General features: G+C 70.3%; 29 protein-coding genes and 1 tRNA gene. 11 read left to right on the top strand and 19 right to left on the bottom strand.

Translation table 11 applies throughout. The features are described from left to right. Window positions 1–259: 259 nt before the first annotated feature. Both Q8791_RS26980 and Q8791_RS26975 read right to left on the bottom strand, forming a co-directional pair. Window positions 260–619 carry a hypothetical protein gene (locus Q8791_RS26980; RefSeq protein WP_330094631.1) on the bottom strand — a complete coding sequence of 120 codons (360 nt, stop codon included), beginning with the start codon at window positions 617–619 and terminating at the stop codon, window positions 260–262. Window positions 620–906: 287 nt separating this feature from the next. Further along, on the bottom strand, window positions 907–1,122 hold the full coding sequence (locus Q8791_RS26975; RefSeq protein WP_330094630.1) for a hypothetical protein: 216 nt from the start codon (window positions 1,120–1,122) through the stop codon (window positions 907–909). 349 nt (window positions 1,123–1,471) lie between these two features. Here Q8791_RS26975 and Q8791_RS26970 point away from each other — a divergent pair, with 349 nt between their 5' ends. Further along, a complete protein-coding gene (locus tag Q8791_RS26970; RefSeq protein ID WP_330094629.1) occupies window positions 1,472–2,611 on the top strand; it encodes a hypothetical protein in 1,140 nt (379 codons plus the stop codon). Window positions 2,612–2,775: 164 nt separating this feature from the next. On the opposite strand, the gene Q8791_RS26965 is transcribed toward Q8791_RS26970, so the two are convergent. Next, the gene (locus Q8791_RS26965) at window positions 2,776–3,180 is read right to left on the bottom strand and encodes a DoxX family protein (protein ID WP_330094628.1); all 405 of its coding nucleotides are present in this window, start codon (window positions 3,178–3,180) and stop codon (window positions 2,776–2,778) included. 295 nt (window positions 3,181–3,475) lie between these two features. Continuing rightward, complete coding sequence (locus Q8791_RS26960; protein ID WP_330094627.1) at window positions 3,476–4,525, bottom strand: flavin-containing monooxygenase; 1,050 nt, start codon at window positions 4,523–4,525, stop codon at window positions 3,476–3,478. A gap of 790 nt (window positions 4,526–5,315) precedes the next feature. Between Q8791_RS26960 and Q8791_RS26955 the strand changes: the two genes are divergently transcribed. Next, a complete protein-coding gene (locus tag Q8791_RS26955; protein WP_330094626.1) occupies window positions 5,316–6,260 on the top strand; it encodes an alpha/beta hydrolase in 945 nt (314 codons plus the stop codon). A 121-nt stretch (window positions 6,261–6,381) separates the two neighbouring features. Here the strand turns inward: Q8791_RS26955 and Q8791_RS26950 are convergent, their stop codons facing one another. Then, entirely contained in the window at window positions 6,382–6,504 is a 123-nt protein-coding gene (locus Q8791_RS26950; protein ID WP_330094625.1) for a hypothetical protein, read from the bottom strand. Window positions 6,505–6,690: 186 nt separating this feature from the next. Here Q8791_RS26950 and Q8791_RS26945 point away from each other — a divergent pair, with 186 nt between their 5' ends. Further along, on the top strand, window positions 6,691–6,933 hold the full coding sequence (locus tag Q8791_RS26945) for a hypothetical protein (protein WP_330094624.1): 243 nt from the start codon (window positions 6,691–6,693) through the stop codon (window positions 6,931–6,933). Between the two features lie 85 nt (window positions 6,934–7,018). After that, window positions 7,019–7,423 (top strand): DoxX family protein, encoded by a 405-nt coding sequence (locus tag Q8791_RS26940; protein WP_330094623.1) that lies wholly within the window; start codon window positions 7,019–7,021, stop codon window positions 7,421–7,423. A 499-nt stretch (window positions 7,424–7,922) separates the two neighbouring features. Here the strand turns inward: Q8791_RS26940 and Q8791_RS26935 are convergent, their stop codons facing one another. The 3 genes from Q8791_RS26935 to Q8791_RS31915 are packed head-to-tail and all read right to left on the bottom strand — an operon-like array spanning window position 7,923 to window position 9,234. After that, the gene (locus Q8791_RS26935; RefSeq protein ID WP_330094622.1) at window positions 7,923–8,771 is read right to left on the bottom strand and encodes an inositol monophosphatase family protein; all 849 of its coding nucleotides are present in this window, start codon (window positions 8,769–8,771) and stop codon (window positions 7,923–7,925) included. Then, window positions 8,768–8,929, bottom strand: a complete 162-nt coding sequence (locus Q8791_RS31920; protein WP_330094621.1) for a helix-turn-helix domain-containing protein — start codon at window positions 8,927–8,929, stop codon at window positions 8,768–8,770. The genes Q8791_RS26935 and Q8791_RS31920 overlap by 4 nt, the downstream gene beginning before the upstream one ends. Further along, the gene (locus tag Q8791_RS31915; RefSeq protein ID WP_330094620.1) at window positions 8,926–9,234 is read right to left on the bottom strand and encodes a recombinase family protein; all 309 of its coding nucleotides are present in this window, start codon (window positions 9,232–9,234) and stop codon (window positions 8,926–8,928) included. The genes Q8791_RS31920 and Q8791_RS31915 overlap by 4 nt, the downstream gene beginning before the upstream one ends. Before the next feature lie 455 nt (window positions 9,235–9,689). On the opposite strand from Q8791_RS31915, the gene Q8791_RS26920 reads away from it, so the two are divergent. Next, window positions 9,690–10,178, top strand: a complete 489-nt coding sequence (locus tag Q8791_RS26920; protein ID WP_330094619.1) for a VOC family protein — start codon at window positions 9,690–9,692, stop codon at window positions 10,176–10,178. Between the two features lie 325 nt (window positions 10,179–10,503). Here Q8791_RS26920 and Q8791_RS26915 read toward each other — a convergent pair whose 3' ends face one another. Beyond that, complete coding sequence (locus Q8791_RS26915) at window positions 10,504–11,091, bottom strand: FG-GAP repeat domain-containing protein (protein WP_330094618.1); 588 nt, start codon at window positions 11,089–11,091, stop codon at window positions 10,504–10,506. 190 nt (window positions 11,092–11,281) lie between these two features. After that, on the bottom strand, window positions 11,282–11,722 hold the full coding sequence (locus Q8791_RS26910) for a hypothetical protein (RefSeq protein ID WP_330094617.1): 441 nt from the start codon (window positions 11,720–11,722) through the stop codon (window positions 11,282–11,284). A gap of 1,114 nt (window positions 11,723–12,836) precedes the next feature. Between Q8791_RS26910 and Q8791_RS26905 the strand changes: the two genes are divergently transcribed. From Q8791_RS26905 to Q8791_RS26885, 5 genes are all read left to right on the top strand, one after another. Beyond that, window positions 12,837–13,559, top strand: a complete 723-nt coding sequence (locus tag Q8791_RS26905; protein WP_330094616.1) for a FadR/GntR family transcriptional regulator — start codon at window positions 12,837–12,839, stop codon at window positions 13,557–13,559. Window positions 13,560–13,678: 119 nt separating this feature from the next. Next, a complete protein-coding gene (locus tag Q8791_RS26900) occupies window positions 13,679–14,575 on the top strand; it encodes an NAD(P)-dependent oxidoreductase (protein ID WP_330094615.1) in 897 nt (298 codons plus the stop codon). A gap of 200 nt (window positions 14,576–14,775) precedes the next feature. Further along, on the top strand, window positions 14,776–16,215 hold the full coding sequence (locus Q8791_RS26895) for a GntT/GntP/DsdX family permease (protein WP_330094614.1): 1,440 nt from the start codon (window positions 14,776–14,778) through the stop codon (window positions 16,213–16,215). A gap of 109 nt (window positions 16,216–16,324) precedes the next feature. Then, window positions 16,325–17,191: a transketolase gene (locus Q8791_RS26890; protein ID WP_330094613.1), complete on the top strand. Its 867-nt coding sequence runs from the start codon at window positions 16,325–16,327 to the stop codon at window positions 17,189–17,191. Next, window positions 17,188–18,177, top strand: coding sequence for a transketolase family protein (locus tag Q8791_RS26885; RefSeq protein WP_330094612.1), 990 nt, complete (start codon window positions 17,188–17,190; stop codon window positions 18,175–18,177). Before Q8791_RS26890 ends, Q8791_RS26885 begins: the two co-directional genes overlap by 4 nt. 187 nt (window positions 18,178–18,364) lie before the next feature. Here Q8791_RS26885 and Q8791_RS26880 read toward each other — a convergent pair whose 3' ends face one another. Together Q8791_RS26880 and Q8791_RS26875 are read right to left on the bottom strand one after the other, a co-directional pair. Further along, complete coding sequence (locus Q8791_RS26880; RefSeq protein ID WP_330094611.1) at window positions 18,365–18,649, bottom strand: hypothetical protein; 285 nt, start codon at window positions 18,647–18,649, stop codon at window positions 18,365–18,367. A 17-nt stretch (window positions 18,650–18,666) separates the two neighbouring features. Then, window positions 18,667–18,740: transfer RNA gene (locus Q8791_RS26875), tRNA-Pro, on the bottom strand. 345 nt (window positions 18,741–19,085) lie between these two features. Between Q8791_RS26875 and Q8791_RS26870 the strand changes: the two genes are divergently transcribed. After that, window positions 19,086–19,553 (top strand): hemerythrin domain-containing protein, encoded by a 468-nt coding sequence (locus Q8791_RS26870; RefSeq protein ID WP_330094610.1) that lies wholly within the window; start codon window positions 19,086–19,088, stop codon window positions 19,551–19,553. A 35-nt stretch (window positions 19,554–19,588) separates the two neighbouring features. Here Q8791_RS26870 and Q8791_RS26865 read toward each other — a convergent pair whose 3' ends face one another. From Q8791_RS26865 to Q8791_RS26835, 7 genes are all read right to left on the bottom strand, one after another. Further along, on the bottom strand, window positions 19,589–20,575 hold the full coding sequence (locus Q8791_RS26865; protein WP_330094609.1) for an aldo/keto reductase: 987 nt from the start codon (window positions 20,573–20,575) through the stop codon (window positions 19,589–19,591). Between the two features lie 153 nt (window positions 20,576–20,728). After that, window positions 20,729–21,952 (bottom strand): FAD-dependent oxidoreductase, encoded by a 1,224-nt coding sequence (locus Q8791_RS26860; RefSeq protein ID WP_330094608.1) that lies wholly within the window; start codon window positions 21,950–21,952, stop codon window positions 20,729–20,731. Window positions 21,953–22,376: 424 nt separating this feature from the next. Beyond that, window positions 22,377–23,150 carry a DUF1932 domain-containing protein gene (locus tag Q8791_RS26855; RefSeq protein ID WP_330094607.1) on the bottom strand — a complete coding sequence of 258 codons (774 nt, stop codon included), beginning with the start codon at window positions 23,148–23,150 and terminating at the stop codon, window positions 22,377–22,379. Between the two features lie 133 nt (window positions 23,151–23,283). Further along, the gene (locus tag Q8791_RS26850; RefSeq protein ID WP_330094606.1) at window positions 23,284–24,051 is read right to left on the bottom strand and encodes an IclR family transcriptional regulator; all 768 of its coding nucleotides are present in this window, start codon (window positions 24,049–24,051) and stop codon (window positions 23,284–23,286) included. Window positions 24,052–24,093: 42 nt separating this feature from the next. Beyond that, window positions 24,094–24,693 (bottom strand): RraA family protein, encoded by a 600-nt coding sequence (locus Q8791_RS26845; RefSeq protein ID WP_330094605.1) that lies wholly within the window; start codon window positions 24,691–24,693, stop codon window positions 24,094–24,096. A gap of 254 nt (window positions 24,694–24,947) precedes the next feature. Further along, a complete protein-coding gene (locus tag Q8791_RS26840; protein ID WP_330094604.1) occupies window positions 24,948–25,214 on the bottom strand; it encodes a hypothetical protein in 267 nt (88 codons plus the stop codon). A 52-nt stretch (window positions 25,215–25,266) separates the two neighbouring features. Then, a complete protein-coding gene (locus Q8791_RS26835; protein WP_330094603.1) occupies window positions 25,267–26,610 on the bottom strand; it encodes a TRAP transporter large permease subunit in 1,344 nt (447 codons plus the stop codon). Between the last annotated feature and the right edge of the window lie 189 nt (window positions 26,611–26,799).

The raw sequence follows: 26,799 nt of genomic DNA, 5'->3' as shown, positions 1-26,799 counted from the left end.
AACATCGGAGCAGGATCGTGCGCTAAGCGCTCTTCGCGCAGGTCAACGAGGTGTGGGCTCCTCGCCGTGGCGGCATCGCGGGATCGACCGCAGATAACCCGGGGTTATCTGCGGCAGCGCCGCCCCGCCACTGTTCCGAGCAGCGGTTCTTCGAGCCAAGTGCTGGATGACCCCCGGTGGTTATCCGCGATACCGGCCCGCTGGAGCCCGTGGCGCACGATCCTGTTCCCTTGTTCCTCACGCCCCGGGTGGCGCAGGGTCACTCCAATGAGGACAGGTAGTCCCATGCCGCGATGACGTCGTCGATGCCTGTGACGCCCAAAAATACGCACGCGGCCACGGAGATGCCCGACAGTAGGAGCCAGTACTCCTCCCAGGACATCCTCCCCCGCTGCACCTCTTTGCGGAACACGCCGGCGACCGCCACAAGAGCGGTTGCGGGGCCGAACAGCGTGACCAGGGCGAGCATGACGAGCCACGTTTGATCGTTACCGGAGCTTTCGAGGTACTGGGCGTATCTCGCTGTCAGGGGCAAGCCTGCAACGAGACCCGGGACACACCAGATCATGTCCAGGTCATCGTTGATCCGATCGTCGCTTTCGCTGTCGCGATCCGCCATGGGCTCGGCCTGTCTCAAAGCTCAGTGGTGCTGGGGGAGCACCACGCTACGCACCCGACTGCCACATGGCGCAAAAGTGTCCCCATCCGGCCAGCACCTCACCCACTGCTCGCCCTCCCCGGCGAGACCACGACAGCCCCCCGCGCAACCGAGCTTGAGTTCTAGTAGTCGAAACCACTTCCGGAAACACACGCACCGGTCGGGGCCGCCGAACCACGGGCCTTCCCGATGAACTGGCGGCCGGACGTAACGCGGCCTGCCCCTGCCAACGGATCCGGACCCGGGTTCTAGGTGTGGGGTTCCTCGTCGGACCCGCGGTGCGGACGGTGGGGGCGCAGCAGGGCCAAAACCTGCCGGGCGCGGCGGCGCCGGCGGGCATCGCGCGACCACACGGCCGGGGCGGCCACGAGTAGGACGAGCAGGAGCAGCGGCCAGGTGTCGGCGGTGCCCAGGAGGGCGACCACCAGGTCCAGGGTCGGCTCGGGGAGGGTGTGTGCGGGCATCGGGGGTTCCTCCATCAGGGGTGGGCGGATCGGGATGCGATCAGCCTGAACCCGCTCCGAGGGGGTGTGGACGCGCCCGGACACCGGTGGCCAACAACGGACGAACACTGACAGAACCGGGCGTCTGGAAGCCCGTGCTGGCAGGATGTCTGACAGTTCCGGACACCCGCGAAGCGCCCCCCGCCCCCTCTTCCGCACAGGAGCCGGTGTGCCCCGACCCTGGAAACGCCCCGACCTGCCCCCGGGCCCGCTCGGTGAGCTCAACCGCGCGCTGCACGGGCTGCACCACCGCGCCGGCTGGCCCTCCTCCCGCGAGATCCAGCGGTCCCTGGAGGACAAGGGGGTGCCCATGTCCCACACCAAGGTCCACGACACCCTCACCAAACCGGACCTGCCGACCAAGGGCGCAGCCGAGATGATCACCGAGGTCCTGGCCGAGACGATTCGCGGTGCTGACGTCGAAGCCGAGGTCGCCCGACTGCTGAGGTTGTGGGAGAACGCGGCGCTGGGTGATCAGTCTTGGGGCTCTGCACCCGCCTCGCCTGAGAACCATACGGTCACCGCACCCCCTCCGCCCCAGGAGCTCCCGCCTGCCAAGAAGAAAGACAAAGGCAAGCAGCCACCTGATCAGCGCGACACCAGTCAGCCGAAGCGCAAAAAATCTCGGACGATGTCGCCGAAGGGCGGGCCGACCGAACCGGAGAAGAAGCCGCCTGCGGTCACCGGGCACGAGAAGTCCGAGGTCGAGGGCGCCACACTGGTGATCGGCAACCTCGGCCCTGCCAGGCTGGAGGTTTTCGTCGAAGGCGCCTTGGTCGGGACGACGGCGACAGGCGAGCACGGACTGTTCCCCGTTGAGGCGGGCAAGCGTGCTGTGCAGGTCGGTTCCGGCGGTCGGCGCAGTGCGGCGCGCCGCATCGTATTCAAGCGGGGCGGGAGCGTGCGGGTGGCCTTCGACATGGGTGTCGGAAGCGACGCGGGACCAGAGCCGGTGGAACAAGTGGCGTTCACAGGAGGGCGGGAAAGAAAGGCAATTCTTATGGGAAGCATGGCCGGGGCACCCCTGTTGCTGACCGGAATGGTGGTCATCCCAAACTCCACCGAGCCCGTGGGCGAGCAACTGGCCGGCGTGGTCGCGGTCGTGCTGTTCTTCGCTGCCATTGGTGGGCTGATGGGGGCGTTCTCACCCGATCGCCTCAACCTGAGCGGCAGAGAGCTGGAGTTCGGGGCCGGAAGTCACTTGCAGTCGATCCACTGGAGTGAGCTGGCCCAGGTCAGCCTGGTCGGCGAGGGCAGCGATACCCGACTCGTGGTCTGGCCCCGCAAGGACCACGAGCTGAGGCTGAAACCACCACCGCTGAAGGACTTCCAAGGCGGCAAGGTCGTGTGCAAGGCCGCGGATATCAGCGCGGACGACTTTCAGCGCCTGTATGCCGCACTGCGGTGGTTCGCTCAAGAGCGCTGGGTCGAACAGCTCACCCGTACGTAGGGGTGGTTCTCCCGAAGCTACGGCCAGGGGCAAAGTAACCCCTGAGTAGGCCCGTTGCTCCCGAACGCCCGGCGAGCCGCAAGGTAGCCGAGTCGAGGAGGATTGCTGCAGCCGTTGGCGCCAGACCCCCCTCAGGTCACGGCCCGATCATGAGAGCCCCCGCGTCAGCGACGCACCATCCGGACGAGGGCGGCGGTGTCGTGTCGGCGGAACCAGGCCAACACACAGACGAGGACCAGGGTGACCGCCGGGATGGCGACCAGGTCCGGGGTCACGACGGCGCTCAGGACCGTCGCGCCGATCATCAGCGGGATCTGGCAGAGCAAGGCGAGACCGCACAGCCGGGGAATGAGTAGCGCGATCGCCCCGGCGAGCTCCAGCCAGCCGACGACGACCATGCTGGGGATGCCGAGTCCGATCAGCTCGAATGGCGCGACGGAGAGGGGGTCGGCCATCGCCTTCGGGATGGCGACCAACGCGAACACGACGGCCAGCAGCACCTGTAACGCCCAGAGGGCGACTGTGCCGGCGACGGGTCGGGGTCGGGTTGAGGGTGTCGTCGTGGGCATGTCGGTTCCTGTCGTGGTCGACCGTGTCCCGGTCGGAGGTCGTGAGGTGGCGCAACAAAGTAGAAACCGTGCCGTCGCGGCATACTCAAGCCGAGCACCCCCGTTCGTGGCGGAGCCAGGGGCAACCCTCAGGGCGCCAGACTTCATCGGACGAAGAAATCCTTCATCTGATGAAGGTCCGTTGCCCCTTCCGGCCTTACCTTGTGAGGAATCGCTATTTCATCGGATGCAAGCCTGCCAGTCTCACGCCCTGGAGAGCAGTCGGCCGACAGCCGTCGGCCGGTTTTCTGCGCGGTCAGGGAGTGCCTCCGGCGATGACACCGCGCACGACGCGGTGTGCGTCGCGGCCGACTCCGCGCAGGCTGGCCGAGGAATAGCTGCGCTGGAACTCCAGCCCCACGTACCCCAGTGCCGGAACGGTGGTGGAGACCCCGCCCGAATGCAGGGGACGGCCGTCGGCGTCCAGGGCCCCGGTGCCGTCCAGGAAGTCCAGCGCGGGCCGGTATCCGGTGGCCAGCAGCACCGTGTCGACCTCCTCCTCGGTGCCGTCGGCCCACTCCACGCGGTCTCCTCGCAGGCGGGTGAAGAGCGGTCGGCGGTCCGGGTTGTCGGTGGCGAACGCCGCACGGAAGCGGCCGTCATCGATGACCGGCGTCCGAATCCGCTCCCACAACCGGCCCACCGGGGCGGTGTCCACCCCGGTGACGGCGCCCCACCAGTGGACGTCACGGCCCAGGGGACGCTGGTCCACCCAGGCGATCGGGGCTCGACTGGTGAGGCTCACCCGCGCCGTCCGCGCCAGCTCGGCGGCGATCTCCACACCGGAGTTCCCGGCTCCCACGACCACGATCCGCTGCCCGCGGAAGGGCTCGGGGGTCCGGTACTCGGACGAATGGAGCACGGTTCCGGTGAATCCGTCCAGACCCGGCAGCGGCGGCCGGTGCGGGCACGTGAAGGTCCCCGAGGCCGCGATGAGCGCGCGTGCGCTCCACCGGGTCCCGTCGGCCGTGGTGACGGTGAACCCGCCGCCGTCGCGTTCGACGCGTGTCACCTTCTGCCCGAAGCGGAAGTCGGCGTCCAGCCGGTCGGCGTAGTCGCGCAGGTAGGTCGTGACCTCGTCCCGGTGAGGGTAGGTCGCGCCGCCGCCGGGCATCGCCCGGCCCGGGAGGGAGGCGTAGGGGGAGGGCGAGAACAGGGTCAGGCTCTCGTAGTAGTGCTGCCACGAGCCTCCTGCCGTGTCCGCTGCCTCCAGGACCAGCGGGCGGACGCGGTGGCGGTTGGCGGCGTGGACGGCGGCCAATCCCGCCTCTCCGGCGCCGATGACGATCACGGGGGTCTCGGACATGGGGTCCTCTTTCTTCTTTCTGCGGGGCGGGATGCCGGGAAGGAAGGTACCAACGCACGCCGGGCCGGGCGCCTTGTCCGGGATGGCGAACACCTGCGCGAGGACTGTGCTCGTGGGCGGCCGCGGTGAAACGCCTCCAGTCGCGCGCCCGACTCCGGCCGACAGGGGGGCGGATCCGGCGGGGGCCGGTGATCGAGTAGTCGGTGTTCTTCCGGCTTGGCCTGCTGCTCCCGAACGCCCGGCAACAGGACCCCGGACCTGCGTGCCGGGGCCAGTGCATGCTCAGGGAGCGGGCGCACCACGGCGCCCCGGAAGGAGACCCGATGTTCGCACCCCCCGCCCCACCCCTGGTCTTCACCCCCGCGGCCAAGGGCGGGCCTGGGATCGGAGGTCGGCTCCCCGACGGCACCGGGGACAACGGTGAGCCCGTCCCGGCCCCGAGCCCGAGCGGTCCGCGCCAGCCCCGGGCAAGGACGAGGACTGAGACGGCCGAGCCCCCACCCAAGGTCACGGTGAGATCACGACGACCCCCGCACAACGGAGCGTTGCGCGGGGGCTGTTGTGATCTCTCAGTGACATGAGCGGGGTCTACCGCCAAATCCTGTAGCGATCCTCCTCGACCCGGAATTGCGATTGCATCGGATGCAAGCAGGCCCCGTGAGGAACAACGGAACGAGAACCCGCACTAAGGGCTACTCGCCGGTCACATGTCCTGTTGCCGGGCGTTCGGGAGCAGCAGGCCTTTACGCTCGGGTGTTCCTCAACCTCGCTACCCGACAGGACCAAGCGCATGAAGAGGGATCCCCGTATCGCCTGGCGGCCCGCACTCGCCGCACGGGCGCTCCAACTGACCTACCCCGCGCTGAACCGCTTTCTGCTGCTCCCGCCGGAGGTGGAATTCGCGACCAAGCCGGTCGCCGCGCCTGCGACCGTGCGGATCCCGACCCGCCACGGTGATATCGGCGCCCTGGTCTTCAGCCCCACCTCCGAGGACATCGAGTCACAGCTCGCCGAGGGTCGCAGCCCTCCGGTGCACATGCTGATCCACGGCGGGGGGTTCATCACGCGCTATCCGCTCGGTGAAGGCAACGTCGCACGCTACCTCGCCTCCGAACTGGGCTGCTACGTCGTCATGCCCGACTACCGTGCCGCCCCCCAGGTCTGCCATCCGGTGGCCGGAGAGGAGTGCTACGACGCCTACCTCTGGGTCCGCGGCAGCGGCACAGCCCACGGCTGGGACGGCGACCGGGTCTCCGTCGGCGGGCCCAGCGCCGGCGGGCACCTCTCCCTGGGCGTGGCCCTGACGGCCATCGAGCGCGGGACCCCCTCCCCCGCGGCCCTGTCCGTGGAGTTCGCCCCGGTCGACCTGACGCTGCCGAATGCGCAGCGGACGTCGCCCCGGTCCCGGCCCGTCGTCGGAAAGGCGTTGATGAACCTCGTCATGAACACCTACTTCGCCGGAGCGGCCACCAGCCTCCCGCTGGTCTCACCCGCACTGCACCCGGCACTCGACCGGCTTCCCCCGACCCTGGTCATCACCGCCGAGCACGACACCCTCAGGGACGAGGCCGACCGGTTCGCAGGCGCCCTCGAACGCGCAGGCGTCGAAGTCGTGCACCGCGTGTTCGAGGGCGTCGACCACGGATTCATCTACCACCGGCCGGCCGGACCCGCCCGCGCCGCCATCTCCCTGATGGGCGAGCACCTGGGCGCGGCCTTCCGACGTCCCCGCTGATCGAAGGAGCGGGCCGGGTCGAGGGCGCGGGACCGGTGCGTGCGATCAAGCTGTTGCACCCGCACCTGAGAGCAGGCCCCCACCACGACGCGGGGCCCGGCTCGACACCGGACCCGCGCGCTCACTGCCGCTCCAGCCACTCCTCGAACGTCGTCGGCGCGATGCGCGCACCCTCGCCCGGCAACAGCACATTCCCCGCCATCGACAGGCCGAACACCCCCGACCACGTCGGTACCAACCGCACCACCCGACCGCGCGCCTCGTAGGGGCCCAGGTAGCACGGGGCCCGTTCTGGTGGAGACCGGTGATCGAGTAGTCGGTATTCGCCTCTCCTCGGCCGAGGAGAGGCGCCGCGACATCGTCCGCAAGACCAAGGACGGGCTGGAGGCCGCCCGCCCGCCGGCGCGGCCGCGTCGGCGGGCGGCGCCCCGTGGTCGATGACGACAAGCGCCGCGCGATCCTGGCCAGCCGCGCCGAGGGCCAGGCGCTGCGCCAGATCGCCCGCGGCGTCGGAGTGAACCTGGCCGTCGTGCACGGCGAGGTCAAAGCAGCGGAGAACGACCCCGAACCTCAGTCACTCGGCTCCCTGCTGACCAGGCCATTGCCCCTTTTCAGGCTTATCTTGTTCGCCCCCCTTCGTGATCTCCGCCACGAACGGGGGTGCTCGGCTTGAGTATGCCGCGACGGCACGGTTTCTACTTTGTTGCGCCACCTCACGACCTCCGACCGGGACACGGTCGACCACGACAGGAACCGACATGCCCACGACGACACCCTCAACCCGACCCCGACCCGTCGCCGGCACAGTCGCCCTCTGGGCGTTACAGGTGCTGCTGGCCGTCGTGTTCGCGTTGGTCGCCATCCCGAAGGCGATGGCCGACCCCCTCTCCGTCGCGCCATTCGAGCTGATCGGACTCGGCATCCCCAGCATGGTCGTCGTCGGCTGGCTGGAGCTCGCCGGGGCGATCGCGCTACTCATTCCCCGGCTGTGCGGTCTCGCCTTGCTCTGCCAGATCCCGCTGATGATCGGCGCGACGGTCCTGAGCGCCGTCGTGACCCCGGACCTGGTCGCCATCCCGGCGGCCACCCTGGTCCTCGTCTGTGTGTTGGCCTGGTTCCGCCGACACGACACCGCCGCCCTCGTCCGGATGGTGCGTCGCTGACGCGGGGGCTCTCATGATCGGGCCGTGACCTGAGGGGGGTCTGGCGCCAACGGCTGCAGCAATCCTCCTCGACTCGGCTACCTTGCGGCTCGCCGGGCGTTCGGGAGCAACGGGCCAAACTGCGGAGGTCCGCAGTTTTGACCCGGACGTCCGCCAGAGCGCGCTGGTCCTCCCTCTCAGGCGGGACGGCCCGGGACCGCGCGATGTCCCGGCGAGGACGCCACGGCCACCACCGGACCCGCCGGGTCGGGGTGCTGACCTGCGCGAAGGAAAAACTGCGGACCTCCGCAGTTTTCGACGCAGGGGGCGAGAAGGATTGCCACAGGATGTAGCGGTAGAGCCGTGACCAGCCCCGCGCAATGCCTTGCGCGAACGGGCCGACGGCCGCCGTTCGCGCAATCACTTGGCCTGCTTCTCCCGAAGCTACAGCGAGGGGCAAAGTAACCGTTGAGTAGTTTCGAGGGCGGCTGGCGGACCCCGGCGAAGGCCATGGCCGGTGTCATGTCGCGGTGCGCACCGCGTCCAGGAGTTCGTCGTGGATCCGCGCATTGCTGAACAGTGCGGTACCGGTGTCGAATCGGTCCCGGCCGTCCAGGTCGGTGAAGGCGCCCCCGGCCTCCCGCACGATCGGGACGAGGGGCGCGACGTCCCACGGGCCCCCTCCGACCAGCAGAAAGGCATCCAACTGCCCTGTGGCGACGAGAAGACCGCCATGGCAGGTGCCGGAGCCGGTGGAGGGTTTGGGGGGATCGGACACCGTACTCGCCCTTCCGGTCGGGTCGAGGGCGGGGAGGGTGTTGGCCGCCTGTGCGGCGATCCGGGCGGCGGCCGTTCGGCAGTGTCCCTCGGGCATCCGCTGCGGGGGCGGCCAGATCCCGACCGAGGCCCGGCACAGGCGGTTCTGCCCAGTGACGCTCACCCGGTGCGGAACCCCTGGTGGACCGCAGGTCCAGGCCCCGTGGCCCGAAACGGCCCACCACCGCCGTTGCAGGACCGGCGCGCAGACCAGGCCCAGACCGGCACTGCCCTCGTGGGTGAGTCCGATCAACGTTCCCCACTCCGGCGTGCCGGCCAGGTAGCTGCGCGTACCGTCGATCGCGTCGACGAACCATCGCCGCGGACCGCCACCCGAGGTACCGAACTCCTCGCCCGTGAACGCGTCCTGCGGGCGCATCCGGTCGATGAGAGCGCGCAATTCCCGCTCGATGCGGTGGTCGGCCGAGGTGACGGGGCTGCCGTCCTGCTTGTTCTGGGGACGGAGATCACCGAGGTTCAGATACCGCAGGGAGATCTTTGCGGCGAGGCCGGCCATGTGGTGCGCAAGGTGTAGATCTTCGTCGCTGTTCACGTGGTCCCCTGGAGTTGAGTGCGGCGGCCGCCGGACAGCTCCGGCATGTGCTTGTACAGGGTCGAGCGGGACACGCCGAGCAGGCGGGCGATGGAGGCCACCGAGTTGTCGGGGCGGCTCAGCAGGTCGCGGGCGTGGCGCACCTGCTCGGGGGTCATCGCCGGGGGGCGTCGAGCCCTTCGTGGGTGCCCTCGACGATGAGTTCGCGGATGAACTCGGCCAGGGCGGCGAAGACGTGGAACACGAGCCTGCCGCCGGAGGTGGTGGCCAGTGCCTCGTGCAGGGAACAGAAGCCGATCCCGGCCCGGCGCGGGTCGCCGGCCAGGGTGATGAGGTCCTGAAGCGAGCGGGCGAGCCGGTCGAGCGCGGGGACGACGAGGGTGTCGCCGGAGCGCAGGTAGGCCAGGCACGCCTTCAGCTCCGGCCGCTGCGCGTTCTTCCCGGACTTCTTGTCCGCGAACACCGCACCCGGCCGCCTCCAGAGCACGGAGCTCGCGGTCGAGCTTCTGCTCGCGGGTGGAGACGCGGGCGTAGCCGATCAGCGCCCCGCCACCGGACGCCGGCGCGAGGACGGTACCCGTCCCCCACGTGTGCGAAAAACAGTCCCTCCGGAGTAGATGAACGCCCGGGGTTTCCAACACGTTGTTCCGACACTCCCGGGTCCAGTTTCGAGTCCTCCGGGCACCCCGGAGGGCAGTGTTCGAAAAACGATCGTTAGTCGGACACCGCTGGGGTTGCACGCTCAGTCACGTGCATCACGGAGAGCGCTACCGCCAAAATCCGGACCGATCCTCCCCGGAGGCCCGCTGCCCCTTTCCGGCATATCTTGTCGGGTCCCGCCCTGGGGCCGTCTAGGCCACTGGCTGACCTAGAGCCTTCGTAGCCTCCGCAGGAACAGCACCTACCCAGGGAGAGCCGATGGCCGTCCAACCGATACCGGAGAACTACCGCACCGTCACGCCGTGGATCCTCTTGCACGACACAGCCGGACTCATCGACTACATGAAGCGGGCGTTCGACGCCGCAGAGATCACCCGGGTCGTCGGAGAGGACGGCCGGATCGGGCACGCGGAGGTCCAGATCGGGGACTCGGTCGTCATGGCCTTCGACGCCCCCGCGGACTGGCCGCCCACGCCCGCGTTCCTGCGCCTGTACGTCGAGGACGCCGATGCCCTCCACCGCAGGGCAGTGGAGGCCGGCGGCACGTCCGTGACCGAGGTGACCCACCTCCTCTTCGGCGACCGGATGGGACGGGTACGCGACCCGCTGGGCAACCTCTGGTGGCTCCAGACGCGGGTGGAGGAGGTCGACCCCGAAGAGATGGAACGCCGTCTGGGCGATGCGAAGTGGAGGCAGGCGATGGCCTACGTCCAGGGCGCCGAGTTCTTCCCCGCAAGCCAGACGTAACCCCCGGCTCCGAGGGGCGCCGCAGCCCTTTCGTGGTGATATGTGAAGCTCATCGGTGGTCAGGAACGGGTCCCGGGGAGAAGCCCCGAACGCACGAGTGCCCCGCACCCTGAAGGGGTGTGGGGCACTCGTGCCGTGCTCGGTCCAGGACTGGGGAGAACTCCGGGGCGGGTCCGCGCGGAGGAGGCGTGCAGGTCGAGGCATGCCTGGAGGATAGCCAGACCGGCCTCGGACACGGGGCCGAGTCACGGCGCCCCCGCGCAACGCGGCGTTGCCCAGGGGGCCTCGTGTCCGCCCGTCGCGGGTGCCTGCGCGGGCGTCCGCCTCACGCATCGCAGGCCGGGTGGAATCGGTCCGAGGCCGAGGGGGGAAGATGTCCTTCAGGTCCTGCCCTGGGAAGGTTGTAGCCGGGGAAGTCGAAGTCGGAGAAGCGTTCGTCCTGGTCGCTCAGCCCGCCTTCGACACCGCCCAGCAGGGCGCCCATCCCGTACACGCCATCCCCGTCGTAGTAGTACGAGGCGAGGTCGGGGTGTTCGTCATCGTCGAAGTCGACCACGCGCAGGCCGAACGTGGTCCCCAAGTCCAGTTCGTCGGTGCGTTGCCCGGTCCCCCGGTCCGAGAAGGGGCCCAGGCGCAGTTCGGCCACTCTGGAGGGAACCGGGTCGTCTCCTGCGACGGGGCCGGTGGCCGCGATCGCCAGGTCGAGCCACCCGTCGCCGTCGAAGTCGGCCACCGCCGCCATGACCTCTTCTCCTTCTTCACGTGAGCTTCCGAGCAGGAGGCCCGTTGTACGCGGTTCCGCGAACCCGGATTCCTCACCGAAGGCGATGGCCAGGTCGGTGCCTATGCTTTTGGTGCCGGTGATGCGGTCGAGGTGGCCGTCGTTGTCCACATCGGCGATCAGCCGGCCCATGGAGTCCCAACACGGAGGGAAGGCGCTGGGCCCGGACGGCTCGAGTGGAGCCGGACGGATGCAGCCGGTGAGTGCCAGCCCCAGGCCGGCCGCCGCCCAGAGTCCTCGGTGACCTCGACTGGTGATCATCTCGTGTGCCCGTCCTTGATGGGGTATCGGCCAGAAGGGAAGAGTGTCGCCAAATACCGGGTCACCCGCAAGCAGAGTCTCGGTGAGGACACGGTGAGCTCTTGTGACTCTGGGAGACACCAAGGCTCACCGGACGAACATCCGTCCGTGTCGATAACCGCTCGTTTGTGCGAGGGGTCCGGGCGTCCCACTCGGCGAGCACCCGCTGGAGTTGTCGGGCGACGTCGGTGTCGACCCCGCGGCGGCGGGCGGTGCGGCGCAGGTACGCCTCCGGGCCCTGGACCAACCCCGACCAGGGGAAGGCGATGACCGCGTAGCTGTGTGAGCCGGCCACTCCGACGTGGCTCCAGGCGTCGATGTCGGTGGGCTTGGGCTTGTCGGTTCCCTCGTGGACCGCCCGGATGTGGCCCTCGACGAACTCCTCCTCGAAGGACCGGTGGTCCTTCAGGCACGACCACGGCGTGTGCAGGGCGCACTCGTGGCACGCGAGGGTGCCGATCATGTCCGGGAACCGGCGCTGCCACTCGGTGTCCAGGGGGGAGACGTCATCCTTCGCTAGGCGGGATAGTCGTCATCGTCGAACCGGTCACCGGTGTCGGGACGGGGCAAGTGCGTGTCTTCCCTCTTCGGAACGCACGTCGAGGGCCCCAGCGCCATACGGCGCTGGGGCCCGAGAGTTCAATACCACCTACCGGCTACTGCCGGTCTTGCGTTTCCCGAGGTGAAGCTGGGTCGGGATCGCGGGGATCGCGGTTGTGTGACCGGGGACCACCTTCTTTCAAAGTTGGCTCCTGCGGTACCCGAGCGGCACTTCCCCTCGCTCGGGCGATCCTGATGGCACCTACTCCTCTCGTTCTCACTTCGTGCACTGCTTTCGACTACGGTCCTACCGGCCCCCGGCGCCGTACAACCGTGCGCCGGTCGAGCCCTACCGCGTCCTTCTTCCTGCGTGGCATCCCCAGTCCTGGCGGGATACCGGTACTGCTGTCCTTCTGGCCCCCGACGTCGTACAACCAAGCTCGTCGGCCGAGCCGTCCTGCGTCCTTCTTCCTGCCACGGCATCCCCTGTGCGAGCGGAAGACCGGTCCTGCTGTTACTGCTGCACCTCTGTCCTACCGGCTACCGGTGTCTTGAAGCACGTGCACACCGTCAAGCCGTCCTGCTCTACTTCCTGCGTGGCATCCCCGGTCCTGGCGGGACACCGGTACCGCTGTCCTTCTGGCCCCCGACGTCGTACAACCAAGCTCGTCGGCCGAGCCGTCCTGCTCTCCACCGGCGTATCCGGTGGTCCAGCCGTGTATCTCGGTGGCTACGACAGGAAATGTAGCAGCACCATGAGGCAATGTCTACTCCGGCCGATGCAAGTTTTCGGACCTTGTCGGAGAAGGTTTGCTGGCTGGCTCCCGAGGCGCCGTTGCCTCTTTCCGGCCCATCTTGCCTGCCCCCGATGCGAAGCGGGTCCACTCCCACCCGTGCCGGCGCCAGGGTGGAGCGACGATTCCCACTCCTGGCATCGCGGGGCAACGCGGACGAAATATTGGCCTGACCAATCCCTTGACCTCCTGGATCACCGCCTTGTAGCCTCAGTCACATTGGTCAGGCCAATGGAAGGTGTCATGGACAGCAACTTCGACGCGCTCGTCGACGCCCTCGCCCAGGAGGCGCGGGTCCTGGGTCCGGACGCACGGATCATGACCGAGCGCGCGCTCGCCGAGCGCCTCGGGAACAGCCGCGCCACCGTGCGGGAGAACCTGGGGAGCCTGGAGGTGCTCGGCATGGTCCGGCGCACCCAGGGGGCGGGGACCTACGTCACCAAGCCCGACGCCTCGTTCGTGCGACAGCTCTTCGACCTGATGTCGAAGTTCGGCCACGTCGACCACGCCAGCGTCGAGCGGGCCCGGGAGATGATGGAGATCTCCGTGGTCCAGGAAGCGGCGGACAGGGCCGGCCACCACGACGTCGCCGCACTGCGCGGACACATCGACGACATGGTCCGCGCGACCGCCGCGGGGGACGCCCAGGCCGGGCACGAAGCCGACTACGCCTTCCACAAACGGCTCTTCACCATCGCCGACAACCCGGTCATCGAGCTCTTCGTGGACGGCATCAGCCTCGCCCTCCAGGACGTCCTGGCCAAGAAGCGGGCCCGGGCGCTGAGCGTCGAGGCGGCAGCGCTGCCGGAGGGCTCCGGCTCACCCCGCAGGACCGACACCATCCACACGCCCATCGTCGACGCGATCGAAGCGCACGACCGCAGTGCCGCCGCGGCCGCCATGGTCGAGCACTTCAGCCTGTGGCGCCAGATCACCGAGAGCTCCACCATGACGGACGAGCCCTAGAGGGACCGCAACCCCACGGGACCCCGCGTACCCGGATCCCGATCACCGTGCCCCGCCGGGGGCGGCCCCGAGCTCCGGGACCGCACGGTCCCCACCCCCGAAGGGGAGAAGGAAGACACATGAACGCGACACACGTTCCACAGCCATGCCCGAAAACGACCGTCATGTTCGTCGGCATCGGCGCCATCGGCCTCCCCATGGCCGAGCAGATCGCCCGCGCGGGCCACACCGTCCTCGGGGTCGACCCCTCGCCCCGCCAGCGCGAGGCGGCGGCCGAACTCGGCGTACCCGCCCAGCCCGACTTCTCAGGGATTGAGGAGGCCGACGTCGTCCTCGTCATGGTCGCCACCCCCGAACAGCTGCACCAGGCGGTGTCCGCACCCGGGGCCGCGCTCGACTCCATGCGTCCCGGAGCCGTGCTCGCGGTGATGAGCACCGTCGGCCCGGGCCCGGTCCGTGAAGCGGCGCGCAGGGCCGAGGAGGCCGGGGTCCGCCTGGTGGACGTACCGGTGACCGGCGGCGTGGCCGGCGCCAAACGCGGAGCCCTGACCCTCTTCGCCTCCGGCGACCCGGCCGCGCTCGCCGACTGCTCCGACGTCCTCTCCGCCATGGGCACCGTGCGCGACTGCGGCGCCGAGGTGGGCAGGGGGCAGTCCTACAAGGTGGTCAACCAGCTCCTGTGCTCGGTGCACATCGTGGCCGCCGCCGAGGCTCTCGCGCTGGCCGAGAGGCTGGACCTGGACCCCGCGGAGGTCCTGGAGGCCGTGGGCTCGGGCGCGGGAGCGTCCTGGATGCTGGGCGACCGCGGACCGCGCATGCTCCCGGATGCCGCCGCGGAGGTCACCAGCACCATCGGGATCTTCGTCAAGGACTCCACACTCGTCACCGACACGGCCGACGCCATCGGCTTCTCCGCGCCCCTGGCCCACGCGGCGCGCGCCGCCTACGAGCAGGCCGCCGCGACCGGACTCCTCCACCGGGACGACTCCCAGGTCATCCAGGTCTACCGCGACTGACACCGCGCGTCGCACACGACGCACCGCGCACGCGAGCCTTTCCACCGCCGTGTCGCGCCCCCTCCGCACCGCACCGCAGCTCCCGGGCCCGAGGAAGCCGGTCGGCGGAACCACCAAGCCCGTAGGGGTCACTCGTCATGCCCGGAACCACCCGGCCGTGAACGTGCGGGCCCCACCGATACACGAGAGGGGATCCACTCATGGATGCTCTTGTGCTGACACTGATCGCTCTCGGGTCGATCGCCCTCCTGCTCCTGCTCATCATCCGGTTCCACGTGCCGGCCTTCGTCGCCCTGATCCTGGTCAGCGTCGGAACCGCCCTGGCCACGGGGATGCCCTTCGCCGAGGTCATCCCGACCATCACCGAGGGCCTGGGCGGGACGCTCGGCAGCGTCGCGCTCCTGGTCGGCCTCGGGGCGATGCTGGGGACGATCATCGAGCACTCCGGGGGAGCGGACGCCCTCTCCCGGCGCTTCGTCCGGATCCTGGGGCCCGCCCGGGTGGGGGCCGCCCTGTTGATCGCCTCGTCGGTGATCGCGACGCCCATCTTCTTCGACGTCGCCTTCATCATCCTGGTACCGATCATCTACGCCTTCTCGCGGGCGACCAGGCTGCCCTCGCCCATGACCATCGGTCTGCCGATCGCCGGCCTGATGCTCTTCATCCACGTGGTGGTGCCCCCTCACCCGGGGATCGTCGGCAGCTCGGCGATCCTGAAGGCCGACATGGGCCTGGTCACGCTCCTGGGCTGTGCACTGGTGGTGCCGGTGGGCTTCGTCGCCCACTACACCGCCCGGCTGCTGAACCGGCGCGTCTACACGATGCTTCCGGAGACGCTCGCCCGGTACTCCGAGGGGTCGGCGGCGGACCCCGGCGACGGGGCCGGACCGCACGGCGCCGACGGTTCCGGCCCCGCCGACCAGGGCGGCGGTTCGGTGAAGGCCCCGGCCAGGACGGAACCGCAGGCGCCCCCGGGCACGGGCAGCGTCCTGACGATCATCCTCGTCCCGATCGCCATGATCGGGCTCCAGACCGTCGGCAGCGCTTTCCTCCCCGAGGGTTCGGCCGTACTGGGCCTGCTGACGATGCTCGGCGCCCCGCCGTTCGCCCTGCTCACCGGCTGCCTGCTGGCGGTCTACCTTCTGGGGGTGCGGCGCGGGTGGTCGATGCGCTCCGTCGGCCGGGTCATGGAGGGGGCCCTGGCCCCGGCGGCCATCGTCGTCTTCGTCACGGGGGCCGGCGGAGCCTTCGCCAAGGTCCTCAGCGAGAGCGGTATCGGCGACGCCCTCTCCGGCGGTCTGCTCGGACTGGGCATCCCCCTGCTGCTCCTGGCGTTCGTGCTGGCCGCACTGCTCAGAGCGGCCCAGGGATCGGCGACGGTATCGGCCATCACCACGGCCGGACTGCTGGCGAGCACGGTCTCCGAGGGCGGTTACAGCGCTCTGGAGATCGCCCTGATCAACCTCGCCATCGGCTGCGGCGCGATCTGCCTCTCCCACGTGAACGACTCGGGGTTCTGGATCGTCTCGCGCTACCTCGGACTACAGGTCGCGGACGCGCTGCGCACATGGACCGTGCTGGTCACGGTTCTGGGCACGACCGGTTTCGGCCTGGTCTGCCTCGTCTGGGCACTGGCGTGAGGCCCCACCGACAACCGACCCCCGCGACGCGACCGCCCACCGGACGCTCCTGCGGACCGCCGGACAGGCCCCCGAACCACACCCGAACCACCGAACCAGGAGGACTGAGATGAACCAGACCGCCACGGCACCCGGAGGCGGGGTCGACACGGCCCGGACCGACCGGGTGCGGGCCGCCGCCTACCGGATCAGGCTGAACGCCCTGACCCAGGGCGAAGTACAGGGGCAGGGCTACATCGGCCAGGCCCTGGGAATCGCGGACGTCCTCGCCGCCCTCTACGCCGACCAGCTCGACCTGCGTCCCGAGGACCCCGCATGGGAGGGGCGCGACCGCTTCCTCCTCTCCATCGGCCACTACGCGATCGCCCTGTACGCGGCCCTGGCCGAGGCGGGCGTGATCCCCGTCGAGGAGCTGGACACCTACGCCACCGACGACTCGCGCCTGCCCATGTCGGGCATGTCCACCTACACCCCTGGAATGGAGGTCTCCGGCGGCTCCCTGGGCCACGGGCTCGGCGTCGCCGTGGGAATCGCCCTGGGACTGCGCCGCAAGGACAACCCGGCGCACGTGTACAACCTGCTCTCCGACGGTGAACTCAGCGAGGGTTCCACCTGGGAGGCCGTGCAGGCCTGCGCCCACCACGGCCTGGACAACGTCATCGCGATCGTGGACATGAACCGCCAGGTCGCCGACGGCCCGGCGCAGGAGGTCATGGGCACCGAGCCCGCCGACGAGAAGTTCAGGGTCAACGGCTGGCACGTCCTGCGGGTCGACGGCAACGACGTCGCCAAGGTGCTCGCGGCACTGGACGAGCTCAAGGCCCACCGCGGCCGACCCAAGGCGCTGATCTGCGACACCACCATGGGCAAGGGTGTGCCGATGCTGGAGACCCGGGAGAAGTTGCACTTCATGAGGGTGGCACCGGACGAGTGGCAGACGGCCCGCGAACAGCTCAAGGAAGGGGACAACGCATGAGCGCCACCACCGCCAAGCGGCTCACCTCGGACGCGATGATCGCCTCGATCGCCGACGACGGCGCGCGCACCGCCCAGGCTCCGCTGGGGCACGCGCTGCTCGCCGCGGCGCGGCAGGACCCCCGCATCGTGGGTCTGTCCGCGGACCTGGCCAAGTACACCGACATGCACGTGTTCCGCGACGCCATGCCCGACCGCTTCTACCAGATGGGCATGGCCGAGCAGGTCATGATGGGCACCGCGGCGGGCCTGGCCCAGGAGGGGTTCGTGCCCTTCGCGTCGACCTACTCGGTCTTCGCCACCCGCCGCGCCTACGACTTCCTGTGCCTGGACATCGCCGAACCGCGCCTGAACGTCAACATCGTCGCGGCCCTGCCCGGGCTCACGACCGGTTACGGTCCCAGCCACCAGGCCACGGAGGACGTCGCCCTGCTCCGCGGGATCCCGGGGATGACCATCGTCGACCCCTGCGACTCGGTCGACATCGCCCAGGCCGTCCCCCAGCTCGTCGCGCACGAGGGGCCCACCTACACCCGGATCCTGCGCGGTGCGGTGCCCACGGTGCTGGACGAGTACGACTACGAGTTCCGCCTCGGCAAGGCCTCTCTGCTCCGCGGAGGCTCGGACGTCCTGTTCATCTCCTCGGGGCTGATGACCGAGCGAGCCCTGCGCGTGGCCGCCGAACTGGAGAAGGACCGTATCGGCGCGGCGGTCCTGCACACGCCGACGATCAAGCCGCTGGACGTGGACGCCGTTCTGGCCGAGGTCGCGGCCGACCGGAAGGTCTTCGTGCTGGAGAACCACTCCGTGGTGGGCGGTCTCTTCGAGTCGGTCGCCTCCGCGCTGGTCCAGCGGGGGGTGACCCGCCAGGTGACCCCCATCGGACTGCCGGACGAGTTCCTCGACGCGGGCGCGCTGCCCACGCTCCACGACCGCTACGGGGTCTCGGTCCGACGCATCGGCGAACGCGTGCGGGCCGCGCTGTGACCCCGGAACCCCGCCCCTCTGGCCCCGCTCGCACCGATCAACGGCGGGGCCCCGTTCCCCGGTGGTGTCGCAACCGCCCCCTCCCGAACACAGCCCCCGAATCCCGGACACCCCGAGTCGCAGAACGGCGGCCCACAGCACCGCGCCCGCACCACACCGTCGGCGGCGGCCGCCTCCGTCACCCCGGTCAGCAGCCGGGGGCGGGGACATTGCGCGACTTGCGGGCCTGTCGCCCGGACTTCCGGATGGGCTCCACAGCCTCCTCGGGGGCGTCCACCTCGATGCCGTGGTCGTCGCAGGCGACGAGCAGGCGGCTGTCCACACGGTTGTGCAGGTACCTGCCCTCGTAGAGGCGTACCGGGGTCTCCTCCGCGCGGATCTGCGGGGCCCGGCGGGCCAACAGCCGGTTCAGCCCCACCCTGACCCCACCGAGCACGCAGAAAAGGGCCCACCTGACGGTGGACCCTCTCATGACCTGCTACTTCACTGTCGGGACGGCGGGATTTGAACCCACGACCCCTTGACCCCCAGTCAAGTGCGCTACCAAACTGCGCTACGTCCCGGCCGCTGGGCGGGCACCGTCTCCGGTGTCGCCAACAGGTAAAACTGTAGCGCATCCGGCAGTGCTCTCGAACCGCTGTCCGCCCGCGGAAACCACCGTGGAACCCTCGGAGCGCCCGCCGACGGGACCGGCCGCGGAGGGAGGTCCGGGGAGGGCGGCCCCGGTGCGGGTCCCGGGTGTCCTGGCCCGGCCACACTCCCCGAGGCGCGTGGCGCGAGCCCGGAACGCGTCGGGGCCGCGCGGTACGGTGGGGCGGTTTCGCGCACCGGCGCCCCGCCGATCTCCACCGCACCCACCGCACGACCATCCGTGCGCACCCGTCCCACCGAGCACCTGGAGTGATGCGTTGACCGAGCAGAGAGTCCACGCGTGGGGGCGGGAACTCCGGGCCGTCCACCAGCGCCTGCGCGACGCCCTGGAGGTGGCCCGTGAGGCCGTCGTCGACGGCGGGCGGGCCGAGACCGTCTCCCGCGACCTCCGTCTCTTCTGCCTCGGTTTCTGCACCGCGCTGAACGGCCACCACACGAGTGAGGACTCCGCCCTCTTCCCCCTCATTCTGGAGCGCCGACCCGACCTCGCACCCGTCATCGCGCAGCTCAAGCAGGACCACAGCATGATCGAGCACCTCATCGCCGGGCTTGAGAAGGCCGTGGACTCCGGGAAGGGCGCCGAGGAGCAGCTGCGTCACCTCAACGGCATCGAGGCCGTCATGGAGACCCATTTCCGGTACGAGGAGAAGAAGATCATCGACGTCCTCGACGGCTTCACCGACGAGGGGCTGGACAAGAGTGCCCTGCTGGGCCCCCTCGCCTGAGCCACCGAGGACTCACGAGGCACCGTGTCACCGTGTCAGCCCAGGTCCTCCTGCCTGAGCAACCCCTCGCCGACCAGGTCCGACCAGAGCGCGTCCGGAACCGGGCGCGCGAACAGGTCGGCGTTGCGCGCCGCCTGCTCCGCCGACCTCGCACCCACCAGAACGGTGGCCACCGCCGGATGCCGGGCCGCGAACGCCATTGCCGCGCCCGGCAGGGCCACCCCGTGGCTGCGGGCGACCACGGCGATCCGGGCCGCCCGGGAGCGCACCTCCGCCGACGCCTCCGTGTAGTCGTAGGTCGCGCCCTCGACGGGTTCGTCCGTGGCGAGGACCCCGCTGTTGAACACCCCGGCCGCGATCACCGACACCCCCGCGCGCAGGCAGGCCGGAAGCATCGTGTCCGCCGCCGACGGGTCCAGCAGCGTGTACCGCCCCGCGAGCAGCACCGCGTCCACGTCGGTCTCGGTCGCGAAGCGCTCCAGCATGCGGGCCTGGTTCATGCCCGCCCCGATCGCCCCGACCACCCCCTGGGAACGCAGTTCGTGCAGTGCCGGGTAGGCCTCGTCCACGGCCTGTTCCCAGTGGTCGTCGGGGTCGTGGAGGAGGACCAGGTCGACACGGTCCAGCCCGAGCCGGTCCAGGCTCCCCTCCAGTGACCGCCGCACCCCGTCCGCGCTGAAGTCCCAACGGCGGGTGTACGCGGCGGGCACGTCGAACCCCTGGTCGTCACGTTCCCCGCTCCGGTGCGGGGTGGGCTCCAACAGCCTGCCGACCTTGGTAGACACCGTGTACCCGCCCCGGGGCAGCTCGGCCAGGGCACGGCCCAGCCTTCGCTCGGACAGGCCCAGGCCGTAGTGCGGGGCGGTGTCGAAGTACCGCACACCCGCGTCCCACGCCGCTCGCACAGCGCCGTGGGCGACCTCGTCCGACACCGCCCGGTCCATGCCGTTGCCGATCCCCACGGCGCCGAACCCGAGCGCGCCGACCTCCACCCGCGAGCGTCCCAGCCTGGTCGTCCCCACGCGGTCCCCCTCCCCGGGTGCCCCCGGAAGCTCTCGCACGGCCGCCGCGCGGCCCGTGGTCCTCCACGGTCGTGGACAGCGGGCCCGGCCGTATCCCGCGACCGCCGTCCGGCGTCGCGGAACCGGTACGCCCGCTCCCGTACGTGACCCTGTCTAACCCACGGGCGCCGGATCCGCCACGGGGGCCCGGAGGGCGGCGACCACCTGCCGGGCCACGGTGCGCCCGGCACGGTTGGCCCCGATGGTGCTCGCCTGGGGGCCGAACCCCGCGAGGAACAGGCGGGGGTGGCGCAGCGACCTGCCCTCTTCGACGCGGACCCGGCCGCCGGGCTCGCGCAGGCGCAGCGGGGCCAGGTGGGTGAGCTCGGCCCGGAACCCGGTGGCCCAGATGATGGCGTCCACGGGGGCGAAGGAGCCGTCGGCCCAGCGGACGCCGTCGGGTTCGATCGAGGAGAACATCGGCCGGGCCACGAGGAGCCCCCGGGCCTCCGCCGCGAGGTTCTCCGGGGTGGCGGGCAGACCGGTGCCGCTGACGATGCTCGGGAGCGGCCGACCGGCCCTGGCCGCCTCGTCCGCCCTGCGCACGGCCGTGACGCCGGCGCCCGGGTCGTCGGTGAACTCCACGGGCCGACGGGTGGCCCAGACGGTGGCCGCCGCCACGTCCTCGAGTTCGCGCAGGAACCCGACCGCGGAGGTGCCGCCGCCCACGACGAGGACCCGCAGCCCCCGGAAGTCCTCGGCAGAGCGGTAGTCCGGTGTGGAGACCTGGAGGCCCCGGAACCCTGCCGCGCCCGCGAAGTAGGGCCGGAACGGACGGGCCCAGGTCCCGCCGGCGTTGACGAGGACCCGCGTGCCGATGTCGCCCCGGTCGGTCGCGACGGTGAACCCGCCGTCACCGCTCTCCTGTACGCCGGTGACCTCGACCGGCCTGCGCACGTCCAGCGAGAACGCCTGCTCGTAGCGCCCGTAGTAGTCGGCCACGACCTCCCTGGCCGCCCTCGACCGGTCGGCGGTGGCGAAGCTCAGACCGAGCTCCTTCATGCCGGGCAGGTCGTCGACCTTGTGTGCCGTGTCCAGTCGCAGCGACTCCCACCGGTGCTGCCAGGCGCCGCCGGCTCCCGGCCCCCGGTCCACGACGACCAGGTCCGAACCCGGGGCGAGTCCGAGGCGCCTCAGGTGCCAGGCCACCGACAGTCCGGCCTGGCCCGCACCCACGACGACCACGTCGGCGGAGCCCGGCAGCACCGGAGCCGGCCCGGATCCGCCGAGCCCTCCGGGATCGGGACCGGCGCCGTCGGGGGCGCCGTCCACCGACCCGGCTCTCCCCGGTCCCGCGCCGGGTGTGACGTTCGCGCCGTGTGTCTTCCCGCCTGTCATCGCCGCCCCTCCGTCGTCCGCTCTCCCGGGGCAACACCGGCGGGCGGGGGTTCATGCCGGGGCACCCGTACGCACTTCGGTGTGCGCGACCCCGGCGGTGCCCGGATGGAGGCGGCCCGGGGCAGGGGCCGGGAGGGCCCCGCACGGGCCGGTACGGCACCCCCGCGCCGCCTCCGAGGGCGGAGCCCCGGAGGACCCGCTCTTCGGGCGCACCACCGCGCGGGACTGCCGGCGGTGGCGCGGTCACCGCGCTCCCGGCCTCTCCTCGGGCCCTGCCGCATGTCAGCGGCAGGGCCCGCGGCGCGTCCCCGCCCGCGCGTGCACTTCGCCCCCCGGGAGGACCGGCCCCACGGACCCGATCGCGGGCACCGTCAAGGACCCGTCGCTCGCGGGGATGGTGCCGCGGGCGGAGACGGAGGAGGGCTCAGCCCTGACGGCCGTTGGCCTCGAGCCTGCGCAGGGTCTGCTCGGACGCCTTGGCCATTTCGTTGGGGACTCCGAGCGAGTCGAGGTAGGCGGCCGTGGAGTTCACCTCCTGCGCGCGTCGCGCCGCGTGCTTGACCGTTCCGTTCAGGAACCGGTCCACCAGCTCCTCGCCGCCGGTGAGCTGGGCCGCGACCTGCTCCCGTACCCAGGCCTCGACCCCGGCGGCCCGGCCCGCCACGACCGCTTCGCACACGACCGAGGCGAGCGGTTTCATCAGGGTGCTGCGCAGGAGCTTGCGCGCGGTGGCCTCTCCGGGCGCACCGGCCAGTACCTCGACGTGGGCTCCGAGGGGGCCGCAGACGCGTTCGACCAGCGCCGCTCCCGCTCCGCTCGCGATGAGGTCGGTGGTCGCGCCGCCGATGTTCATCGGGCCGAGAATCGCGACGTCGGCGAACCGGGCCCCGGTCTCCTCGACCGTGGCGCCCATGGTCCGCATGGCCTCGGGGGTCGCGGAGGTGCAGTCGGCGTAGACGATCCCCTCTCCCAACGAGTCGAGCACGCTCTCGGCGACGGCGGGGCCGACGCTCGCGGAGGTGAGCACGAGGACCAGTTCCGCGCCTTCCACGGCGGCGGTCGCGGAACCTGCTCGTTCGATCCCTTGCGGGGTGGGGGCCGGTCCCGGGTCGTATCCGGTGACGGTGTGGCCCTGGTCGGTGAGGGCGGAGGCGTAGATGCTCCCGGCCTCACCCAGTCCGATGACGGTGATGCGCATGTCGACCTTCCGGTGAGTTGGAGGACACGACGGCCGAGGGGACCGGCACAGGGGTGTGCGGCCCGGCGTCTCCGACCGTCGTCGATTCACGGGCGACGGTCTCGCGACACCGGGTGGGAAAGGACCGCAGGTGTCACGAGTAGGGGTGGCGCCCGCTCAGTGCGTGGGCTGCTCGCTGCAGTTCGGGGACGGACTGCTGGAGGCGTTCATCCGAGGTGTGTTCGGAGGGACCGGAGACGGAGAGCACTCCCAGGACGTCGCCGGCGGGGTTGGTGACGACGGCTCCCGCCGCCGCGACGGCCACGTTGCGCTCGCCCGTGGTGAGGCTGTACCCCTCCTTCCGGATCCGGTCCAGGTCCTGGCGCAGGTGTTCGGCGTCGATGGGCTTGCCGGAGGCCATCACGTACCCCTCCGACATCGCGATGACGGCCTCCTGCTCGTCCTCGGGCAGGTGGGCCGTGATGGCCTTGCCCGAGCCGATGTACAGGGGCAGCCAGCTGCCGATGGGGACCTGGTAGTGGAGCTGGGGGTTGCCGTCCACGCGTACGGAGAGGACCCGTTCGAAGCTGCTGCGCACGTACAGGGAGGACGTGAGGCCGGTGACGGCGGTCAGCCGCTGCATGATGGGACGGGCCTGCTGGCTGAGCTGGTCGTTGACGAGGAACCCGTGGGCCAGGCGCAGGACCCCCACACCCAGCCGGTAGGTCTGGTTCTCCGCCACGACGATGCCCCGCCGTTGGAGTACGGCCAGCGAGCGGAGCACTGTCGCCGGGTGCAGGTCCACCTGGCGGCAGAGGTCGACCAAGCGCAGTGGTGCGTCGCTGCGTTCCAGGGCTTCCAGGACGTCGAAAGCGCGCTCGACGCTGCGTACGGTCGGCTGTCCTGAAGACTCGTCGGCCACCGCGGAACTCCTCAGTCATCGCCCCTGAATGTCTCGCAAATGCTACAGCGCGGCGATCTGCGAGCGGGCCCGTGCTTCGCTCGCGGCCTTCTCCTCCGCGGCGGCGACGATCTCCTCCAGCCGGTGCCTCTGGATGACGGCGACGCCGTCGTCGTCCCCGACGATGACGTCCCCGGGGTTGACCACGACCCTGCCGACGGAGACCGGCACCTGGAGGTGGCCGGGTCCGTTGCGGTAGGGGCCCGCGGGTGTGACCGCCCTGGCCCAGGTGGGGAAGGCGAGCTCCTCGAGGTCGGCGGCGTCGCGGATGGCGCCGTCCACCACGAACCCGGCCAGCCCCCTGGCCTGTGCGCGCCGGGCCATGAGGTCGCCGAGCAGTGCCCGGTGGGTCGCGGCCTGGCCGTCGATGACGAGCACGTCACCGGGCTGGGCCGTGTCGATGGCCTCGTGGATGTACTTGTTGTCGCCTCCGGCGGTCATGACCGTGAAGGCCGGACCCACCACCCTGGCGCCCTTCCACACGGCGGAGACGGCCGCCTCGAGCACGTAGAGGCGGTCGAGGACGTCGCCGACGTTGGGCGCGGGCAGGTCGGAGAGCCGGCGGTACAGGTCCTCGGGGAGAGGTGTGTTCCGGATCGTCATGGGGCTCCTCGACAGTCGGTGATGTTGCATCCTTCGAGATTATCTTTCATCTAATGAAGTGAGTTGTCAATAGATGAAAAATCCGTGTCCGAGGTCTGTAGTCGCACGTCGGGGCACACCTGTGGCCTGCGCACCGAAAACGGACGCACCGGCCGCGCCAGGGGCGGACCCGTGATCGGGTGCCCCTGTCACGGCCGGTGCGCCGGAGGGCTCGCCGTCCGCACTCCCGTGCCGGACAGCGGTGAGGAGGAGGGTCAGGAACTCTGCTCCCCCGATCCGCCCTCACGCAGGTAGGACCCCAGGAACGCGATGACGCCGAAGGTCGAGGCCAGGCTCACCGCGGGAACGAGGAGGTAGTGCGACGCCGCGCTGACCAGGGCGGGCTGGACCAGCACGGTGCCGAGCAGCTGCCCGAGCACGAGGGCGCTCGCTACCAGGAAGAACAATCCGAACGTCAGGACGAACAGGAACTGGGTGACCTTCAGCGCGCGTGCGCGCAGGGTCGGGCGGGGCTCGGACATCGACGCTCCTTTCTGTCACGGCGGCCGGGGAGGTCCGCCCTAGGGAGAGGACTCAGACAACGAACACGGGGAGGACTCCCCAGCCGACGAGACACGCCAGCAGGACGATGGGCACCAGGTAGAAGGCGATCAGCGGCAGGAAGGTCTTCTCCGCCTTGACGCCCACGATTCCCGAGGCGATGAAGATCGGCGCGGAGGGAGGCGACGACCCCTCGGTGGAGGCGGCGATCAGGGGGACGGTGACGGCCAGCACCGGGTCCACGCCGACCGCGACCAGGCTGAGGAAGGAGATCTGGCCCACCGCGGTGAGCGCGGCCGTCGAGGTCAGCGGGATCGCGACGACGGTGATGAGGACGACCGTCAGGGCGACCATGAGGAAGGGCCCGGCGTTGAAGTAGGCGAGCACCTGCTCCACGTCGTCCGCGAGCCCGAGGTCGGAGAGGACGCCGCTCGCCGCCATCGCGAAGATGAGGAGGGCGCCGATGGTGCCGAGCCGCGGCATCGCCCCCAGGACGAACTCGTACCACTGCCGGCCTCCGCGCGGCAGCTCACGCCGTCCGACGACGGCCGCGATGAGGATGATCAGGATCGGGATCCACGTGATGAGCGAGATGTCGCCGAGCGCGTCGCCGAGGCGCCCGTCCTCGGACAGCCATGCCGAGAGCGGCCCGGTGGTCACCACGATGGGGATGAGGGCGCCGAGGTAGATCAGCGTCGAGGTCCATCCGGCACGCCACACCAGGCCGAGCGGCTGGCGCGCCTCGTCCCCGATGGCCCTGACCCGGTCGACCCGCACGAACACGGCCGCGACGACGAGCCTGTGCAGGATCTGGTAGAGCCCGCTGACAAGCAGGGCGAGGTAGACGCTGCCGGTCGAGACGGCGGTGCCGGCGAAGCCGAGCATGATGACCATGGACGAGCTCGGGGGCAGCGCCGCGCCCATCCCCCCGTTGCCGGCGAGAATCGTGGCCGCCCTGGCCCGGCTGAAGCCGTTGCGGACCATCCAGGGACCGGTGACCGACCCCGTGGAGGCGACGTTGCCGGAGTTGGAGCCCGACAGCGCCCCCATCACGCCCGAGGCGATGATGTCCACGAACGCCGGCCCGCCGCGCAGCCGGCCCAGTGCCGCGTTGAGGATGTCCAGGATCCTCTTGATGATCCCGGTCCGGTCGATCATGTACGCCATGAACACGAAGGCGAGCGCGGCGTAGATGACCTCGTTCTCAGTGGTCTTGACCAACCCCGACACCAGGGCGTTGAAGAAGTCGCCGCCGGCGAACAGACAGGTCGCGAGGAAGCCGAGGAGCATCGCCTCGCCCATGTTCCTTTTGAAGACGGCGCTCCACACGATGATGACCGCGATGAACGCGGCCAAGGCCAGGAGTGCAGAGGGCATGGGGTCCTCCCGTGCTCAGAAATGGGATGCGCGGCGCCCCGGGGCGGAGGTCCTCGGGCGCGACCGCTGGAACGGATTCGGCGGGATCGGCCGGGTCTTTCGGCTTGCGACTCGACCGCCGACGGCACTCACTCGAATGAAAACAAATTTCAAAGAGTGAAGCTCTTGTGCGCTTGATGAAGTGTGACT

This window comes from Nocardiopsis codii, assembly GCF_036327455.1.
Lineage (GTDB): Bacteria > Actinomycetota > Actinomycetes > Streptosporangiales > Streptosporangiaceae > Nocardiopsis > Nocardiopsis codii.
This window is presented reverse-complemented; position numbering and strand designations above follow the sequence as displayed.